14 protein-coding genes are annotated in these 17276 nt (G+C 50.2%); 7 read left to right on the top strand and 7 right to left on the bottom strand.

The features are described 5' to 3' along the window. Positions 1-37: 37 nt before the first annotated feature. Both HU175_RS07885 and HU175_RS07880 read right to left on the bottom strand, forming a co-directional pair. On the bottom strand, positions 38-427 hold the full coding sequence (locus HU175_RS07885; protein WP_176569160.1) for a hypothetical protein: 390 nt from the start codon (positions 425-427) through the stop codon (positions 38-40). A gap of 156 nt (positions 428-583) precedes the next feature. After that, a complete protein-coding gene (locus HU175_RS07880) occupies positions 584-1558 on the bottom strand; it encodes a polyprenyl synthetase family protein (protein ID WP_176566070.1) in 975 nt (324 codons plus the stop codon). 223 nt (positions 1559-1781) lie between these two features. On the opposite strand from HU175_RS07880, the gene HU175_RS07875 reads away from it, so the two are divergent. Then, entirely contained in the window at positions 1782-2780 is a 999-nt protein-coding gene (locus tag HU175_RS07875; RefSeq protein ID WP_176566069.1) for a patatin-like phospholipase family protein, read from the top strand. 7 nt (positions 2781-2787) lie between these two features. Here HU175_RS07875 and HU175_RS07870 read toward each other — a convergent pair whose 3' ends face one another. Beyond that, positions 2788-3645 (bottom strand): glycerophosphodiester phosphodiesterase family protein, encoded by an 858-nt coding sequence (locus HU175_RS07870; RefSeq protein ID WP_176566068.1) that lies wholly within the window; start codon positions 3643-3645, stop codon positions 2788-2790. A gap of 66 nt (positions 3646-3711) precedes the next feature. Continuing rightward, on the bottom strand, positions 3712-7104 hold the full coding sequence (locus HU175_RS07865) for a carboxypeptidase regulatory-like domain-containing protein (protein ID WP_176566067.1): 3393 nt from the start codon (positions 7102-7104) through the stop codon (positions 3712-3714). A 432-nt stretch (positions 7105-7536) separates the two neighbouring features. Between HU175_RS07865 and HU175_RS07860 the strand changes: the two genes are divergently transcribed. The 5 genes from HU175_RS07860 (at position 7537) to HU175_RS07840 (ending at position 11521) form a co-directional block, all read left to right on the top strand. Then, a complete protein-coding gene (locus tag HU175_RS07860; protein ID WP_176566066.1) occupies positions 7537-8304 on the top strand; it encodes an alpha/beta fold hydrolase in 768 nt (255 codons plus the stop codon). Further along, complete coding sequence (locus HU175_RS07855) at positions 8304-9005, top strand: SAM-dependent methyltransferase (protein WP_176566065.1); 702 nt, start codon at positions 8304-8306, stop codon at positions 9003-9005. Before HU175_RS07860 ends, HU175_RS07855 begins: the two co-directional genes overlap by 1 nt. A gap of 27 nt (positions 9006-9032) precedes the next feature. Beyond that, positions 9033-9674 (top strand): MBL fold metallo-hydrolase, encoded by a 642-nt coding sequence (locus HU175_RS07850; RefSeq protein WP_176566064.1) that lies wholly within the window; start codon positions 9033-9035, stop codon positions 9672-9674. A 6-nt stretch (positions 9675-9680) separates the two neighbouring features. Further along, complete coding sequence (pssA, locus tag HU175_RS07845; protein WP_176566063.1) at positions 9681-10385, top strand: CDP-diacylglycerol--serine O-phosphatidyltransferase; 705 nt, start codon at positions 9681-9683, stop codon at positions 10383-10385. A 137-nt stretch (positions 10386-10522) separates the two neighbouring features. Next, a complete protein-coding gene (locus HU175_RS07840) occupies positions 10523-11521 on the top strand; it encodes a 3-oxoacyl-ACP synthase III family protein (protein ID WP_176566062.1) in 999 nt (332 codons plus the stop codon). Positions 11522-11641: 120 nt separating this feature from the next. Here the strand turns inward: HU175_RS07840 and HU175_RS07835 are convergent, their stop codons facing one another. Then, a complete protein-coding gene (locus HU175_RS07835; RefSeq protein WP_176566061.1) occupies positions 11642-12013 on the bottom strand; it encodes a CoA-binding protein in 372 nt (123 codons plus the stop codon). 307 nt (positions 12014-12320) lie between these two features. On the opposite strand from HU175_RS07835, the gene HU175_RS07830 reads away from it, so the two are divergent. Then, positions 12321-12914 carry an NUMOD4 domain-containing protein gene (locus tag HU175_RS07830; protein ID WP_176566060.1) on the top strand — a complete coding sequence of 198 codons (594 nt, stop codon included), beginning with the start codon at positions 12321-12323 and terminating at the stop codon, positions 12912-12914. Positions 12915-12922: 8 nt separating this feature from the next. Here the strand turns inward: HU175_RS07830 and HU175_RS07825 are convergent, their stop codons facing one another. Then, positions 12923-16804 carry a sensor histidine kinase gene (locus tag HU175_RS07825; protein WP_176566059.1) on the bottom strand — a complete coding sequence of 1294 codons (3882 nt, stop codon included), beginning with the start codon at positions 16802-16804 and terminating at the stop codon, positions 12923-12925. Between the two features lie 82 nt (positions 16805-16886). Then, complete coding sequence (locus HU175_RS07820; protein WP_176566058.1) at positions 16887-17198, bottom strand: HesB/IscA family protein; 312 nt, start codon at positions 17196-17198, stop codon at positions 16887-16889. Between the last annotated feature and the right edge of the window lie 78 nt (positions 17199-17276).

Here is a 17276-nt window from a genome sequence, read left to right as displayed (position 1 = left end):
TCCGCCCGTTTGCGGTCCTGTTCAGTCTCTGCGATGCTTACTTCGTTTCGGTACTTTTCAGCGCCCAGTAGATCAGCACGGGCTGAAAAAGCAGCCGCACAAACCGCTTCCTGTCCGAATCAAGGCCAAAGGCACTCCGTTTGTGAACGTACTGCGAAATGTTGCCGGGGAAAACAGCCGCAAAGAACGAAGCCGCTACTTTTCCGACCGTCTCCTGGTGTTTTTCGTTGGTTAACACCAGGCTGCTGCCTAGCGCAATCTCCGCCAGTCCCGAATAAATCACCGTATCGTCGACTTTCAGAGGCACCCAATCGGGCACCTGCGCCCGGAAATCTTTGCGGGCAAAGGTCAGGTGGCTGACACCAGCAAATATCAGATTAGCTCCTAACAGAAACCGCGCGATTGTTTTTACTTTTTTTTCGTTCATCATCATAACGTTGTTTATGCCTACCTCTGAGCATTTTGTCTCAGACTGCATAACCGAATTACGACAATCAGGGTTTAGCTCCCGGTTGGAGTAGCCAACTGATACGTGCTCGAATGACGAATGTTACGAAGCGCAGGTCTGCTCCGGCGGCATGGTTTACTTGCTCCGTTCGATGGTGTACTGAACGAGTTGGTGCAGTGACTGTCGGTAACGCGAGTCGGGAAAAGAGTTAAGCAGCGTCTGGGCTTCAGCCACGTAGCGATTCATGGCTTCGGTGGCGTACTGGATGCCGCCCGAATTCTTGACGAACGTAATAACCTCGTCCACTTTTCGGGGATTGTCGCTTTCGTTTTTGATCAGATTAATGATTCGGCGCTTTTCAAAAAAACCAGTCTGGTTCAGCGCATAGATCAGAGGCAACGTCATCTTTTTCTCCTTGATGTCGATACCCAGTGGTTTACCCACTTCGGCGGTGCCATAATCGAACAGATCGTCTTTGATCTGAAAAGCGATGCCTACTTTCTCGCCGAACAACCGGGCTTTCTCTACTGTCTCAGGATCGCGTCCGACCGAACGGGCTCCCACAGCACAGCAGGCCGCAATAAGCGAGGCTGTTTTCTGGCGAATGATCTCGTAGTAAACTTCTTCGTTAATATCCAGCCGACGCGCTTTCTCGATCTGCAGCAGTTCACCCTCGCTGATTTCCCGAACGGCAGTTGATACAATCTGCAGCAGATCAAAATCGCCATTGTCGACTGAAAGCAGTAACCCGCGCGAGAGCAGATAATCACCGACTAGGACGGCTACTTTATTTTTCCAGAGCGCGTTAATCGAGAAAAATCCACGCCGGTAGTTGGAGTCATCTACTACGTCGTCGTGAACCAGTGTAGCCGTGTGTAGCAGTTCGATGAGCGAAGCCCCCCGATAGGTCGATTCGTCGATGGGACCGCAGACGCCCGCCATCAGAAAAACGAACATGGGCCGCAGCTGTTTCCCCTTCCGTTTCACGATGTAGTTCATGATCTGGTCGAGGAGCATCACTTCGCTTTTCATCATGCCCCGAAACTTCTGCTCGAATTGACTCATTTCAGCAGCAATCGGTGCCTGTATATCAGCGATGGTAAGGGCCATTTTGGGGAAGCAGCAGCTGTAAGTAAACAATCGGATGCCTGCAGGTTTGCTGATGCAGGCCGGGTTCCGGGTTAATACGGCTAATTTTTCAGCAAGTATAGTAAGTAAAGCGCAGACGCCGAAAAAGCCGTCCGCAAAAGCCGGTTTGACGTGGCGTCAGTCTACTTTGTTTCTCTACCAAAAATCAGCATCTTACGCACCGTTCCTCTATCTAGTTTGTCTTATGATCAGCAATCCGACGCCCCCGCTTCCTGACGCTTCGGCGGTTCCTCCCCCTGCCAAACCGCCCATTAAGGCGCTCGTCCTGGGTGGTGGCTCGTTGAAAGGGGCATTTCAGGCCGGGGCCGTCATGGCGCTTTTCGAGTCCGGCTTTGTGCCGGAGCAGGTGTACGGTATTTCGGTAGGCAGCCTGAACGCTACGTTCATTGCCAACGAAGCTGCCCGGCAACAGGTCGACCAGGGCCGGGTCGACTGGGAAAAAGTCGGCAAGAGTTTGATCGAATTCTGGATTCGGAACATTACCCAGCCCAGCGATGTGGCTATCATCCGCTCTCGTTTCCGGCTGGGCTATAACACGCTCATCAGCCGGTTCGATGGTCTGCTGGATAATACGCCCCTTCGCAAGCTCATTCAAAGCTGTGTCGACCTGGATTTACTAAAGGCGGGACCGCTGGCCATTAAAGTCGGGGCGGTTGACATCGTTGGGGGCGACATGCGTTATGCCGATGCCTTCGACCCCAACTTTATGGAATACATATATGCCAGTAGCTCTCTCCCATTTCTGATGCCCGCGGTGCAGATTGGGGGCGATCATCGAAAGGCTTTTCTGGACGGTGGCTTACGCGAAGTAGCCCCGTTGCGGGTTGCCATTGAAGACGGAGCCACGGAGATTGCGTGTATAGCCTGTCACGCGAAAAAGATCTACAACGAGTCGTTCAATTACCGCAATCTCCTTAACCTGATGGACCGCGTGAAAGATATTACGGTAAACCAGTTGGTCAATAATGACATTGCCTGGGCCGAGCGCTTCGCCGAACGCGAGCAGCTCCACGGACGACAGTTGACGTTACGTATCATCCGCCCAACCGAACCGCTCTCGCTGAACCTGATGAAATTCACTTCTGACGACATCGGCCGTCTGATCGTGGCGGGGTATCAGGCCGGGACAGAACTGCTCAGACTAGCCACCAGTCCGAAAAAGAATGACGTACCGCTTTCCTAGCCCAGGCTCATTTAAAAAGCGAATTCACGGCTGCGGGTCGGTCTGTCGTCAGGATATCAGCGCCCGTTTTAACATAGCTTCGATACTCGTCAGCAACGCTCGTCATGGGCTGTTCATCCAGATTTTTGGGTCCGTAGGTACCTACCGTGCAAACAATGCCTTTGTCGTGAAACTGCCGGTAAAAATCAGCCTCCTGCCGTGAGGCCAGTGCAATTAGGTGGTGCAGTTTTATTGATTGGGCTACTGTTTCAATCTGCTCAGGGCGTTCGAATCCCAACGCGACCCACAGATCAGGGTACGTTTCCCGGAGTTGTCTGGCGTCGGCGACCGAGTAGCAGATGATAAAGACGCTGTTCAACGCGCCCGACCGGTCGATTAGTTTCATCATTTTTGTCAGGTCCGTACCGGGCTTGGCGTCAATCGCCATCACGACTTTGCCAGCGCCCCACTTCAGCACATCGTCAAACATTGGCATTCGTTGGTTAGTTGGCTTACCCTCTAAATCACGTAGCTGTAGTTGCTTCAATTCAGCCCAGGTCATACTTTTCAGTGAGCCCTGCCCTGTTGTCGTACGGGCAATGTCATCATCGTGCAACAGCACCAGTACGCTATCAGCCGTCATTCGAACGTCCATTTCAATGATCGCTTCCGGAACCTGCTGGTACATGTGCCGAAAGGTTTCCAGGCTGTTTTCAGTTTCGTCACTGGCTGGCCCACCCCGGTGCGCTAGCAACAGGGGTTTAGCCCGCGCTGGCTGATAGCCCAGCGTTTGTTCAAGGGCGGTAGCAGTTGCGTAGCGTTTAGACTGGGCCGTACTAGCCAGCGTAGCTGTCAGCAAGAGGGTAAGTAGAAAGAGGTGTTTCATAATTTATAACGCAAAAGCCCCAACCAATCTGGTCGAGGCTTTTCGTATTTCCAAAGTCAGGCTGACTTAGTTGAAGATGTAACGGAGACCAAGCTGGCCCTGCCAAACAGCGTTGACGTTAATGTTAGGCGTGAAAGAATCACGTAACAGAATCGTTCTGCTCTGGCCGTTCTCCGTAACCTGCTGCGTAGCCAACCGGTAAGTTGGAACGCCTGCAGAGTTAAGTCCAGCAAAAGCAAGTGGACTAAACGTAGTTGCCTGATTACCAACCCCCCACGAACTGTTTAGCAAGTTCCCTACGTTCAGGATATCAGCCCGGAGCTGGATTGTGTTCCGTTTGCCTTTCGAACCAACAGATACGTAAAATTCCTGAATGAACGTAAAGTCAAGACGGGTCAACCAAGGATACTGAGCACCGTTCCGTTCAACATATTGACCGCGACGGTTCTTCAGGTAGCTGTTACCTTCAACGAAAGCATCAAAAGCAGCTTGTTGTTGCTCTGGCGAGTAAGTTACTGACGACGCAGGTGTTGTGGTCGTACCAGTTGTTGTAACAACTAGTGGCACAAACGTTAGATCTGATGCTCTGTTCGGTACGTAAATCAGGTCATTCGTTGTTTGACCGTCACCGTTCAGATCCTGGTTGAACGTGTACGAAATTTTAGCACCGCTGTTCGAGACTAAGCCAAGCGAGAACGTTGACGATCCACCCACTTTACCACCGTAGTTTAGGCGATAGTTCGCTAAACCTACAATCCGATGGCGCAGATCGTTATCAGAGTATGCCAATGGCAGGTAATTCTGTCCGATCGTTGTTGGTACGTTAGCTTGTACGGTACTACCTACAAAAGCGACATCTCTTGCTTGTCCGTACGTGTACGATACAAATCCACCAAAGCCACGAGACGCTGTTTTTTCCAGTTTAGCCGTCGCGATGTACGAATCACCTTGTTTCGTATTTTTCAAGACAAAGACGTTACCAATTGTTGGGTTATAATAACGAGCCGTGTTAACAGCATTTGTAGCAACCCCGGAAGCAGGAAAACGAGGACGGGTATCAGGACCTGTAAATGCCCGATCTGGCCCCCTAAGGTTGGCGTCTATATACCGTAGTGCGTTTATTGTCTTGTTATATACGAATTCTACAGTACCAACTAATCCCCATGGCAGTTTATGGTCAACAGCGATGTTTGTTTTCCAGATCTGAGGGTATTTCAAATTCTGGTCTGAGGCATTAACTGCATAACCTGTTAAGCTAGAAGGATCAGTAGCCGCAGGCAGAATGCCAGCAGGCAATTTGCTTGGATCTGTAACAAAAGGTACACGAGAGTTAGTAAGGTTAAATACAGCTGTATTTACACCATTGTTACCCAATTGGTTCGATATAAGTACTTCGGGAATACGAGATACGAATAGACCTGATCCACCACGAATCTGGGTAGTCTTGTCTCCTCTAACATCCCAGTTAAAGCCAACGCGTGGAGAGAATAGTAGTCTAGCTTTGGGGAAAGTACCGGTTGTTACTTTATAATCCTGTCCGTTCTCATCCTTAAACGTTAATGCAGCAACACGTGGGTTGTTGAACGCTTCAGCGTTTGAATTGTCATAGGCAAAAACGTCCCCACGAAGACCTAAAGTCAGTTTGAAATTCGGCGACGCTTGAAATTCATCCTGGATGTAAGCACTGTAAAGATCACGATCCAGACGTTGCAGCGGTTCGCCACCACCTGGAATCAGTGAGTAACGTAGATTGTAGCGAGCGACCGTAACGGGCGAAGTCGTACTAGTTGGATTAGTAATCGACGCTAAAGCGGCAGCCTTGAAGTCAGCGATCGAGTTATACACATATACCCCATTCGAAGACGGGAAGAACACGTTGTTCGATGTGAAGTGCTCATAAACTAATCCAGCAGTCAACGTGTGCTTTCCAGCAAAATAGCTAAAGTTATCCGTGATGTTGAATGTTGAATAGTTCAGCTTGTTATTAGGTGTGAAGGGGTCGAAACCAATAGAAGTGTAGGTGCTACCATTTTGCAGAATGTCAATCGTTGGGAACAGATCAGTTTTATATGTCCGGTCTTCAATCTGCTTATTATAGGTAACGATCAGGTCATTAGAAAACTTACTCCCGAAGTTCGATGTCAGCTCAGCCGCAATTGACCGGGTGTTATCTGCAATCAGATAACCCGTATTTTCAGGCGAAATAGCTTCTACCCGGTTTGTACGGTTACCGTTACCGGCCGTGTTACTACTATTACTGTCGCTAATCCGCTGACCCGACTGTGAGTCGTGATGCGAATAACGAACGGATAACTTATGACGGTCATTAATGTTGTAATCCAGGCGAAGCAGTCCTTTCGTACTCGTTACATCGTTATTGAAGTTGTCATACTGTCCTAGACTGCGGCCGAAGTTCGTCTGCATGAACTGATCGAGGTCAGCAATATCAGTGTATAATACCCGTGAGATGTTGCCTTGAGCTCCATCTTGGCGATTGAGTGACCACGTCAAAGCTGGCGTACTGCTGGTAAAATGTTCAGCGTTTGCGAAGAAAAACAGTTTATTCTTAATAATTGGTCCACCTAGCCGGAAGCCATACGTGCTTTCACTGATATTTGGGGCTGGCGAGATAGTAATGCCTGCCGCTTTTTTCCCAACCAGGCTGTTACCACGAGTTAACCCGTATACAGAGCCCGAAAATTCGTTCGTTCCGGAGCGTGTAACAGCGTTGATACCAGCACCCGTAAAGCCCGACTGGCGAACGTCGAACGGCGCTACGTTTACCTGAATCTGGTCTAAGGCGTCCAGCGAAACAGCGGTTGTACCCGTACGACCACCAGCCTGCGCTGAACTACCCAGCCCAAAACCATTATTAAATACCGAACCGTCAATGGTAACGTTGTTGAAACGCGAATCCTGACCAGCAAACGACTGACCATTACCATATGGGTTATATTTCGTGATATCATTAATAGTCCGGCCAATTGTTGGCGTTGTATTAATCGTTTCACGACCGTACGACGTAGCAGCGCCATTACGCTCCGAGCTGAAAATATCCGAGCGGCTTCCTGATACAACAACTTCGTTCAGGTTTGTGCCTTCTTCGCTCAGATTGAAATTTACATCAGCGGTTGTACCCAGGCTGGCGAAGACATTTTCAGTTACTTTTTCTTTGAAACCGACAAACGTTGCCGTAATTCTGTAAGGACCACCAACCCGAACGTTCGGCATCGTGTACCGGCCGGCGGAGTTAGTCGTCGTACCATACCGGCTACCTGAAGGCAGGTGAACCGCTACGACCGTAGCCCCGGGAAGTGCAGCCCCTTTGTCGTCCTGCACGAAACCGTTGATGGCTGATGAAGTCACCTGTGCCATTGCCTGGTTAGCACCAAGCGTTAGCAACAGCATACTGCCGAACAACATGAAAGCCGCCCGAAATTGCAGTAGTTTTGTAGACATAGAAGTGATTGATTTGGTTATAGTTGTGAGAAGAGCATGTGGCCTGAAAGCCTGTCTATTCGGGTGCAAATATGCTACAATTTTTTGGGCGCCACAAAGTCAGCTTTCTTAAAAAAGTGCTACAAATTTGTTATTCTTCGCACGTATTCATGGAATAAATCAACTCTCAACAGGATACATACCATTTTCCAATATTATCTATTTGTTAACTGAGCAGTTTCTTTCATAAAAATTTAGAATCGTGGTCTAACACGCCTGTTCATTCATGCTTGATAAACACTTATTTGTATCTCTTTTCTCTTTTTTCGACTAGTTGTTTCTTTCTAAAAGACAATTTCGACTATTAGAATACACTAGCTCGTTAGAGACTGCTACATGCGAAAAAGCAAACAGAACGAATTAGCTCCGGTTTAATCCTCGTAGGTTTGCGCTATGAAACTCTTTTTTCGACAAGCTGGAGAATCTGGCCCCGCCATCGTTATTCTGCACGGGGTTTTTGGTTATTCTGATAACTGGCTAACGATCAGCAAGACCATCGCTGCCAAAGGCTATCGGGTTTTTGCCCTTGATCAACGGAACCACGGCCAGTCGCCCCGCGCCGATGAACAGGACTATCAAAGCATGGCCAATGACCTGCACGAATTTCTGGAAGATCAGCAACTGACCGATGCTATCCTGGTAGGCCATTCGATGGGTGGCAAAACGGTGATGCAATACGCGATGATGTATCCGGGTACGTTCTGGAAACTGGTCATAGTCGATATTGCTCCCAAGTTTTACCCCATTCACCATGCCGAAATCATACGCGGGCTGAATGCTATTGACCTGCTCAAACTGACCAGCCGGAACGAAGCCGATACGATTCTGAGCAGCTACGAGCCAATTTTGTCGGTGCGGCAGTTTTTACTCAAAAACCTGTACCGAAATGAACAGGGACAATTCGACTGGCGGCTGAATCTGCCGGTTATTGAGCGCGAGCTGCACGGCATTGGCGACGAACTAACCAATCCACGTATCGTTACGGATCCTACGCTCTTTATTCGGGGTAGCGAGTCACCCTATATTGTGAACGAAGACATTCGGGCCATCAGGCAGATTTTCACCAACGCTACGTTCAAGACCATCGAAGGAGCCGGGCACTGGGTGCAGGCGGAAAAACCGGCCGAGTTTGTTGATACGTTGCTTTCCTTTATTAGCTGATGCCGACACTGTATCTGATTCCAACCCTGCTGGCCGACGAGACCGCTCAGCAGGTATTACCACCGGCAATTCAGGAGGTTATCCACAAGACGGATGCGTACTTTGTGGAAAACGTCCGATCGGCCCGGCGTTTCATCAGCGGCCTGAAAACCGGCCGGGTCATTGATGAGACGACGTTCTTTGATCTGGATAAAGACACCCCGCCCGCCGACACCCGTCGGCAAATCCAGGAACTTACCGAGCGAAAACGGAACGCGGGCGTTCTCTCGGAAGCGGGTTGTCCCGGTGTAGCCGATCCGGGGGCGGTAGTAGTTGGCATGGCCCACTCGCTGGGCTGGCGGGTCGAACCGCTGGTTGGTCCCTCGTCGATTTTGCTGGCGCTGATGGCGTCGGGCATGAGCGGTCAGTCGTTTATTTTTCACGGCTATCTGCCCATTGAGCGACAGGACCGGGCGCGCGCCATCCGGTTTCTGGAAAAAGAAGCCCAGCAGCGGCAGCAGACGCAGATTTTCATGGAAACACCCTACCGAAACGATGCCCTGTTTGCCGACGTCCTGGCAAACTGCCAGCCCAATACGAGACTGTGCGTAGCCTGCAACCTGACCGCTCCCGACGCCTTTGTCCGGACATTGACCGTGCGCGAATGGAAGGCCAAGGTTCCTGATCTGCGCAAAAAACCGACGGTATTTTTACTTTTGTAATCTACCAGCTTCTGTGCTGGCTACCTTATGATCCAGGCTTTTGAGTTTTCTGCTTTTCATGAAAACACCTACGTCCTCGCCGACGATAGTACCCGTGAAGCAGTCATCATTGATCCCGGCTGTTACGAACAGGCCGAGAAAGAAGCGCTCGGGACGTTTATCGCCGAAAAGCACCTGACCGTAAAATACCTGCTGCTCACCCACGCCCACCTCGACCATGTGTTCGGCTGTGCTTATGTAAAGCGCAAGTTTGGCGTAGAAACGTACCTCCACGAACTGGACATGCCGATTTTTAATGATGTGGAAAGTCGGTGTATGCTCTACGGCCTCCGGGGCTATGAGCCATCGACGGTAGACCACTACCTGAAGGAAGGCGATACATTCACGGTCGGTAGTCTAACGCTCGATGTGGTTTTCGTGCCCGGTCATGCACCCGGCCACGTCGCGTTTGTGAATCATGCCGGTCGCTACGTCGTTGGAGGTGATGTGCTGTTCAGAAATAGTATCGGTCGTACGGATTTGCCCTATGGCAACCATGCAGATCTGGTCAACAGCATCAAAACGCAGCTCTACACCCTCCCCGACGATTACGTCGTGTATCCAGGTCATGGCACGCCGACAACAATTGGTACCGAAAAGCAAACAAATCCGTTTGTGCGCGCCTTCTGATAACGCATGAAACTTCTAAAACACTTACCTAACGCCATTACCTGCGGCAACCTGCTGTGCGGCTGCATCGGTCTGGTCATGGCTTTCCGCGGTCATCTGGACACGGCGGCCTGGCTGATCGGGCTGGCGGCCGTTTTCGATTTTTTCGACGGCTTTGTCGCCCGTCTGGTGCATGCGTCGGGTCCCTTCGGCAAGGAACTTGACTCGCTGGCCGACGTCGTTACGTTCGGGGTATTGCCGGCCACTATCGTTTTCCAGCTCGCCTGGTTTCAGGGGCTGGGCAACTTTTCGTACGTCGCCTTCCTGATTGCGGTCTTGTCGGCGTTGCGACTGGCTAATTTCAACATCGATACGCGCCAGTCGGATTCATTCATCGGCGTACCTGTACCAGCCAACGCTATGCTGATCGGGGCATTCCCACTAATGGGGCGCTACCAGCCGCAGTTTGACAGCCTTTGGCAGAACGACACCGCTATCGGGATGATGATCGCTTTTTCGTTTATGCTTGTTTCGGAAGTGCCGCTTTTTGCGCTTAAATTCAAGTCATTCCGTTGGGCAGATAACCAGACGAAATACCTGTTCCTGATAGCTTCTGTCCTGCTCCTGCTGTTTTTACAGTTTGCGGCCATTCCGCTTATAATCTTCCTGTATATTCTGGTATCAATTTTTTCAAAGAGCGAAACCGGGCCGCCGGGCGGAGCGAAAGAATGAAGGAGCGATTTCCGGATGGCTTCACTCTTTCACTCCGCCCGGCGGCCCGGTTTCATTCTTTGATAGGGTAGCGCCGACTGGAATTGTTCCGCTCCAGATATCGCTCTTTCGCCCTTTCATTCTTTCGCTCTTTAATCATGACTATTCCGACTTATTCGAAAATTACGGGTTTAGGTTTCTATGTACCCGAGAACGTGGTTACGAACAATGACCTGACTCAATACATGGAAACATCCGATGCCTGGATTCAGGAACGAACGGGCATCAAACAGCGTCGGTATTTCACCCATGGGAAAGATACAAACGCAAGTCTGGCCACCGCGGCCTCGCGTATGGCGCTGGACCGCGCGGGCGTAACGGCCAGTAGTGTCGACCTAATTGTATACGCTACCTTGTCGCCGGATTACTACTTCCCCGGTTCGGCCTTTCTGCTACAGCGTGAGCTAGGTCTGGAAGGCGTTCCGGTTATTGACATCCGGGAGCAGTGTTCGGGCTTTGTATACGCCCTGTCCATTGCCGATCAGTTCATTAAAACGGGCATGGCGAAAACAGCGCTGGTGGTTGGGTCCGAAATCCAGTCGGGTCTGATGGATAAGTCGACCCGTGGCCGTAACGTAGCGGTTATTTTTGGGGATGGTGCAGGCGCGGCTGTCGTACAGGCCACTACGGATCCAGAACATCGGATTCTATCGACTCATCTGCATGCCGATGGTCGTTTTGCCGAAGAACTCTACTTGAAAGAACCTACCAGCATCCGTACGCATAAGGATAACTTCGATCCGGAAGGCAGCAACGTCGTCATGAATGGGAACACGGTGTTCAAGCATGCTGTCGTCCGGTTTATGGAGGTGATCAACGAAAGCCTGACCGCTAATGGCTACACAGCCGACGACATTAGTTTACTGGTTCCTCACCAGGCCAATGTCCGGATTTCGGACTACGTTCGTCAGCAACTCAAACTGCCCGAGGACCGGGTTTACAATAACATTCAACGATACGGCAACACAACCGCAGCCTCTATACCCATTGCCTTATCCGAAGCCTTTGAAGAAGGGCGCGTTAAGTCCGGCGATCTCATCTGCCTGGCCGCCTTCGGCAGCGGCTTCACCTGGGCGTCGGCGTTGATTAAGTGGTAGTGACAAAGAGCGAAACCGGGCCGCCGGGCGGAGCGAATGAGTGAAATCGGACCGCCGAAGCGGAGCGAAGCCATCCGGAACATCGCTCATTCGCTCCGCCCGGCGGCCCGGTTTCGCTCTTTAATAATTCCCAATCGACAGCATCACCAGGGTGCAGGCGTCGATTGGCTCGATGCCTTCCTTACGCAGATCGGCTTCGAACGCCGGGTTTTCGGCGCCGGGATTAAAAATTACCCGGCGGGGTTTCAGGCTTTTGATGTATTCGTACAGGGGCTCCTGATTTCGGGCGCCTACATACATCGTTATCGTATCAATATCCGTCAGTTCGGGTTGTCCCGTTTGAATGGGCTGTCCTCCGACAGTTCCTGCCCGAAGTCCCACCATTTCGATTGGATGCCCATAGCGCAGTAAACTGTGAGCGGCCCGGTTGGCGTACCGCGTTGGGTTTTCAGTAGCGCCAATAATCAACGTCTTTTTCGGCGACTCATTCATAACGTACTGTGTTTAATGTTCTCTCTTTCGGCTGATTGCCCCTTGCTTTAAACCAACTATTCGTGGCTGCTGTTTATGCACGCTTTTCAGTATGCTGACAGTCAGAACACTTACAAGCTTCTAGCTCTGTTACCGGCTGCTGATATAGCTGCTTTTGCCGGGCCTGATAAATGAGACTCGGCCTAGACGCTGTTTATTTTCGGGGTTGTTCATAACTTTACTACCTATACGTTTGTTTAACTAACATTAAACAAACAAGTACAGCTTTGCCACCACAGCTCAGCATCAAAAACCGAGAATCAGCCAGATGATCAATAAAAGAAACCTAAGCTTTTGGGATGAGAAGTGGGAACCTATTGTATTCGATGGTCTGGAAAGTTCTCCTCGGTATAGTGTATCAAACTACGGACGGTTACGCAGTTTTCAGAGCGTATCGACCAACTCAGTTTCGGATCAGGATACCGGTAAAATCATCAAGGGTTCGGTCATTCAGGGCTACCGCTCCCTGAACATCCGGACGGCGGGCAAAACCATTAACCGCTACGTTCATAAACTCGTTGCTGAAAGCTTTCTTCACCGCGATTCTGATCAGCAAACGTTCGTTATCCACCTCGATCACGACAAGCAGAATAACCACTACCAGAACCTGAAGTGGGTGACGAAAGACACGATGGTCGAACATAATCGCCAGAATCCCAACGTAATAAATCGGCCCGTCGTTCGTAATAGCAGCAATTATAAACTGACCGAGAGCAAGGTAAAAATGATCAAAAAACTGTTGCTGAACGACAAAAACCGTTTGAAGATGATTGCCAAACAGTTTGGCATTACGCACACGCAGCTCAATCGCATTCGATCTGGCGAGAATTGGCGCCACGTAACGATTCATGAGCAGAATTAGCCAGCGCCCTACATCCCCTGATTGACAACTTTGGTGGGCCGGCTCGAGCCGGCCGGTTTGGGCAATAGATCGTTCTGGTCAGTGCCAGTTCCTCCCCCGTTGTTCACTAATGGGAGCGAGATAAAAAAGCAGGTCCCTGCGTTTTCAGTCGTTTCAAACCATATACTCCCCCCGGCATGCTCGATACCCCGTTTAGCAATGGCCAGGCCCAGCCCTGAGCCATCCCGCTTTGTACTGAAATTTGGCAGAAAGACCTTACTCTGGATTGACTCGGGAATACCGGCGCCATTGTCCTGCACTTCAATGTGCACTTCGTCTTCTTTTGTATAAAGCCGTAGATCGAGTTCAGCCTTCCGGTCTGACGGTACGGACTGCATGCCGTTAATCATCAGATTGGTTAGAATTCGTCCAATCAGCTGGCGGTCGCCAACGGCCATAATTGGCCCCGGAACAATGTCACGCCGAAGAATAACGCGGTGTTTGTCATCGTACAGATCGGCGGAGCGGTTTAGCATCGACGTCACCTCAAACACTTCGTTTTTGGGCATTGGCATTTTGGCAAAATCGGAGAACGACGTAGCGATATCGCTCAGGTTGTCAATCTGGTCGAGCAATGAATCAAACGTTCGATGAATGACGCGGTGAGCCGCCGTATCGGTAGCGCCACTAGCCTTGGGAAAAGTTCGCTGCAAATGCTGCAGTGTCAGCTTCATGGGCGTCAACGGATTTTTAATTTCGTGCGCAACCTGCTTGGCCATTTCCCGCCAGGCCGACTGCTTCTCGTTCTGGGCCAGAGCCTGTTTGCTTTCTTCGAGATTAACCAGCATTCGGTTGTACTCCCGGATCAACAGACCGATCTCATCATCGGAGTGCCAGAGTAACGGATCATTCTGACGCTCCAGATTTGTTTTCTTGATCTTCTGCGTAAGCATTTCGAGGGGCTTGATCAGCGCGTGCGAAGCGAAGTACGACAGGATCATAAAGAAAATGAACAACGTACTGAAGACACTCAGCGCCGACGAAATCACCTCAATAATCTGCCGGTCATACTCGGGCCGGGCGTAGAAGTACGGAATACTCAGTATACCCAGTAACTTCCCGTCGTACGATTTAATGCTGGCGTATGCCGTTTTAAACTGCTTTGTTCCCAGCGATTCATCAACCAGCCGCTGGTTCTCCTTTTCTTCAATAATGTGAATGTACGCTTCCGGATTGATACGTTTGGACAGGTATCCACTCTCGTAAATCAGGGGCTGGGTCGATGTGTAAAGCTGACCCTGCGCGTTGAACAGATTGATATCAATATTGGCGTCGTTGGCAATTTTAGCCAGCTCCTCCTCCATCGATGCTTTACTCCGTTTTTCGGCAATCAGATGTTCGTCCAGATATGTCAGGAAGTTGGACGCAATATTTCGGGTACTGTTGATGTACGCATTTTCCTGGTTTGTGATATAGTTTGAACTGATTACGCTCATGATAATCACAATAACCAGCATCAGCGGCAGGAAAAAAGCACCATTCAGCAGAATCTGAATCCGGGTCGAATAATTAATACTGAATCGGGATAAGCCATAGTTGATCGCGTAGCCAATGATAACAATGATCACGCTCAACAAAAGCACCAGATACAGAAATGAGAAGTTTGAGAAGATATTCCGGAAGGGATACTCTGTTGCCGACACCACAACGACGCGACCATCCTGTCCCCGCTGCGCTACGTGCATATACCCCCCCAGCGTCAGACCACGATTAAACAGGGCCACGCTATCAAGAACAGCATTGGATAGTCGTTTCTCGTAGTTGAAATCGCCCGCGTTGTATTTTAGTTCGTACTTCGCATGTCCTGGTTTTCGTTGTTCTGACTGCTGATAAACCGCGTAGCTGTAGCCCTGAGCATCTGTACTCTGCGGAAACTGCGCATCAACCAACAGCGCTGGATAGACATTTTTGGGCCACCCGTTACGTAGGCGGAGATCCAGCACGACATAGCCCAGCGGAGCAGTTGGTGCTGCTGCCTGACCAGCCAAACCAGGCCTCTGCATGGCAACGAAACAGACATACTGCTTGATAAACTGATTGCCTGCCTCGTTCACGAAATACACGTCCGGATACTGGGTCTGGTAACGTTTCTGCTGATAACTTTCTTTCAGTCGGCTCAGCGGTATGGCATTCATACTGATATCGAGCGGACGCATATCGGCCCGATACGAAAATATTTCAATGTCGTACTTATCGAAGTATTTGTCCAGATGATGACTTTTGATCCGTTGCTGAATTCGCTCCCGCACCAGCCGCAACGTATCGACCTGAAGCGCCTGTGCAATCTGAGGATCGTGAGCAATGGACGCCTGTGCCTTATTCATCAGAAACTCACCAAACTCATCGTTTTCGGCCAGTAACTGGGCGCCAAACTCTCGTTCGTGGGCCAGCTGCTTTCTGATTTCCTGGCTGTAAACGACATAAGCCGTCGTTACCGCGCAGAAGAAAGCCCCCAAAAACAAGTAAATCGACGTTTTGTATTCAAACCGGTAGAGTGTTCGCGGAAAACGAGCCAGATAAATCAGTAGAAAATAGATTCCATTAACGATCAGGACGGGGTTCAACGCCTGATTATTCAGGAGATATAGCCCCACCGTAGCACCGGTGCCCAACAAAATCAGCAACGCACCACGTAGCCGGTGCTGGGCGCGATTGTACCGCAGAAAAAGACTGCTCAGTAATTGTATAGCCAGAAAATAACCGAATGAAATGGCAACAAATACAAAGAGGCAGACAATTTTCAGGAGCGAGAAGTGGATGTTAAGGGTAATGTCCAGCGTAAACTGCGACTTCTCGTAGATATTATTTAGCTCGTGATAGCAATAGTCAAATACAAAATAGCTGGCAATAACACAGCCTACCGACATAGCCAGCTGTAGAGCAAAAGGCAGTTGGAGCAATAGGTTATAAGTAGTAGATCGGTAGTAGTATTTCACCCAGTAAAATACCAGAACCACTACCCCCATTACGTTCAGCAGCAGATCGCCCAGCGAGGGCACCAGGACAGAAGATGCGTAATATTTAGGATTGAACAGATCAGACTCCACAAATAGAAATGGAACGCCGTAGTAGAGCATCAGCCCCCGCAGCACCAGCAGGTACGTAGCCAGGCAGATAAAACTCCATTCATACTGTCGGCTCTCGCGCATCCAGCCCAGCAGCTGCAACAGGTATAATCCTAAAAAAACAACCCCCAGCGTGGCCAGAATGATGGTATTGACCGGCGTCGACTGATTCCGGTAGGGAACCATTTTCGGGGGAATAACCGAAAACAGGAAAGCCGACGAGTTATCATAAATGGACTGAAAAGCACTCGCCCGCCGGTTGTTGACAGCCTCCGGATCCAGCACGAACAAGTTGGGATTATAGCCCGACTGCAGGTACGTATTGGAGCTGCGGTAGTAGCGATAAATATTCACCAGCGAAAAAACGTCGATGGTATCGTTCTGCCGCCGGATTCGCTCGTGACTGACCACGTAGCGGCCCTGTTCGAAATCGATCAGGCGGGGATTCTTGACGTCTTTAATCTGCGAAAAATTCGGAATGAAGCGGTGATCAGACCAGAACAGGAGTTTCTGATTCCGGAAGACGTAGTAGGGATACTGAGTGCCTTCGGATAGGCTTAGATCAGAAAACGACGGGTTTGGTTTCCGGCGAACCAGATCTGCCACCCGATGAAGCTCGTTGGTACTGATACTCATTTCTTCTTTTACCCGCTGCTGTACGGCGCTCAGATACTGCTCATCATTGGCCGCTGGCGCATTCTGTTCCAGTAAAAGATAGCAGGCAACCGACAATCCAATGGCCAGCAGCGCCAGCAACAGGAAAATATGATTCTCAATACGCTTCACAATATGGGAGAGAGGGTTATGGGCGTGTGCTTCCTAAAATCGTGCCAGCTTTTTTGTGATCCTGTTGCGAAGGGTCTTTCGGTCAACGGGAAACCTCGGGCAATTCCGGAGCCTTTTTGTCGATCGTAAAACCGCCGGTTTCGTAGCCGATCTCTGCGCCAAATACGTAGAGTAAATGTTTGCGATCAATAATGACACGCACGCCTTCTACGTTATACACTTCGTCGGTCGAACCAGGCAGATCGAAACCCAGCAGCCACGATGAACCGCAACCACCTCCTCGAATGCCAACCCGAAGTCCATACTCGTCGGGAATTTTATTGGCCTGTAACGTGTCCAGGATCTGTAACCGGGCTTCGGGACGAACGTGTACGGGATTGTCAAGTACCAGCATTTTCTGTTCTCGGTTGATGCATATCGGGTCGGCTCAGAAATCTTGTTTTGTCTGATTATCTGAGCGGCCGTCTGTTTA

It is taken from the genome of Spirosoma sp. KUDC1026 (assembly GCF_013375035.1).
In the GTDB taxonomy this organism is placed as follows: domain Bacteria; phylum Bacteroidota; class Bacteroidia; order Cytophagales; family Spirosomataceae; genus Spirosoma.
Note: the sequence above shows the minus strand (reverse complement) of the source record. Positions and strands in the feature narration are given on the sequence as shown.

Excerpts from the sequence above, each read along its gene's own strand:
- HU175_RS07885 (WP_176569160.1), bottom strand. The coding sequence starts at position 427 with ATGAACGAAAAAAAAGTAAAAACAATCGCGCGGTTTCTGTTAGGAGCT.
- HU175_RS07880 (WP_176566070.1), bottom strand. The coding sequence starts at position 1,558 with ATGGCCCTTACCATCGCTGATATACAGGCACCGATTGCTGCTGAAATG.
- HU175_RS07875 (WP_176566069.1), top strand. The coding sequence starts at position 1,782 with ATGATCAGCAATCCGACGCCCCCGCTTCCTGACGCTTCGGCGGTTCCT.
- HU175_RS07870 (WP_176566068.1), bottom strand. The coding sequence starts at position 3,645 with ATGAAACACCTCTTTCTACTTACCCTCTTGCTGACAGCTACGCTGGCT.
- HU175_RS07865 (WP_176566067.1), bottom strand. The coding sequence starts at position 7,104 with ATGTCTACAAAACTACTGCAATTTCGGGCGGCTTTCATGTTGTTCGGC.
- HU175_RS07860 (WP_176566066.1), top strand. The coding sequence starts at position 7,537 with ATGAAACTCTTTTTTCGACAAGCTGGAGAATCTGGCCCCGCCATCGTT.
- HU175_RS07855 (WP_176566065.1), top strand. The coding sequence starts at position 8,304 with ATGCCGACACTGTATCTGATTCCAACCCTGCTGGCCGACGAGACCGCT.
- HU175_RS07850 (WP_176566064.1), top strand. The coding sequence starts at position 9,033 with ATGATCCAGGCTTTTGAGTTTTCTGCTTTTCATGAAAACACCTACGTC.
- pssA (WP_176566063.1), top strand. The coding sequence starts at position 9,681 with ATGAAACTTCTAAAACACTTACCTAACGCCATTACCTGCGGCAACCTG.
- HU175_RS07840 (WP_176566062.1), top strand. The coding sequence starts at position 10,523 with ATGACTATTCCGACTTATTCGAAAATTACGGGTTTAGGTTTCTATGTA.
- HU175_RS07835 (WP_176566061.1), bottom strand. The coding sequence starts at position 12,013 with ATGAATGAGTCGCCGAAAAAGACGTTGATTATTGGCGCTACTGAAAAC.
- HU175_RS07830 (WP_176566060.1), top strand. The coding sequence starts at position 12,321 with ATGATCAATAAAAGAAACCTAAGCTTTTGGGATGAGAAGTGGGAACCT.
- HU175_RS07820 (WP_176566058.1), bottom strand. The coding sequence starts at position 17,198 with ATGCTGGTACTTGACAATCCCGTACACGTTCGTCCCGAAGCCCGGTTA.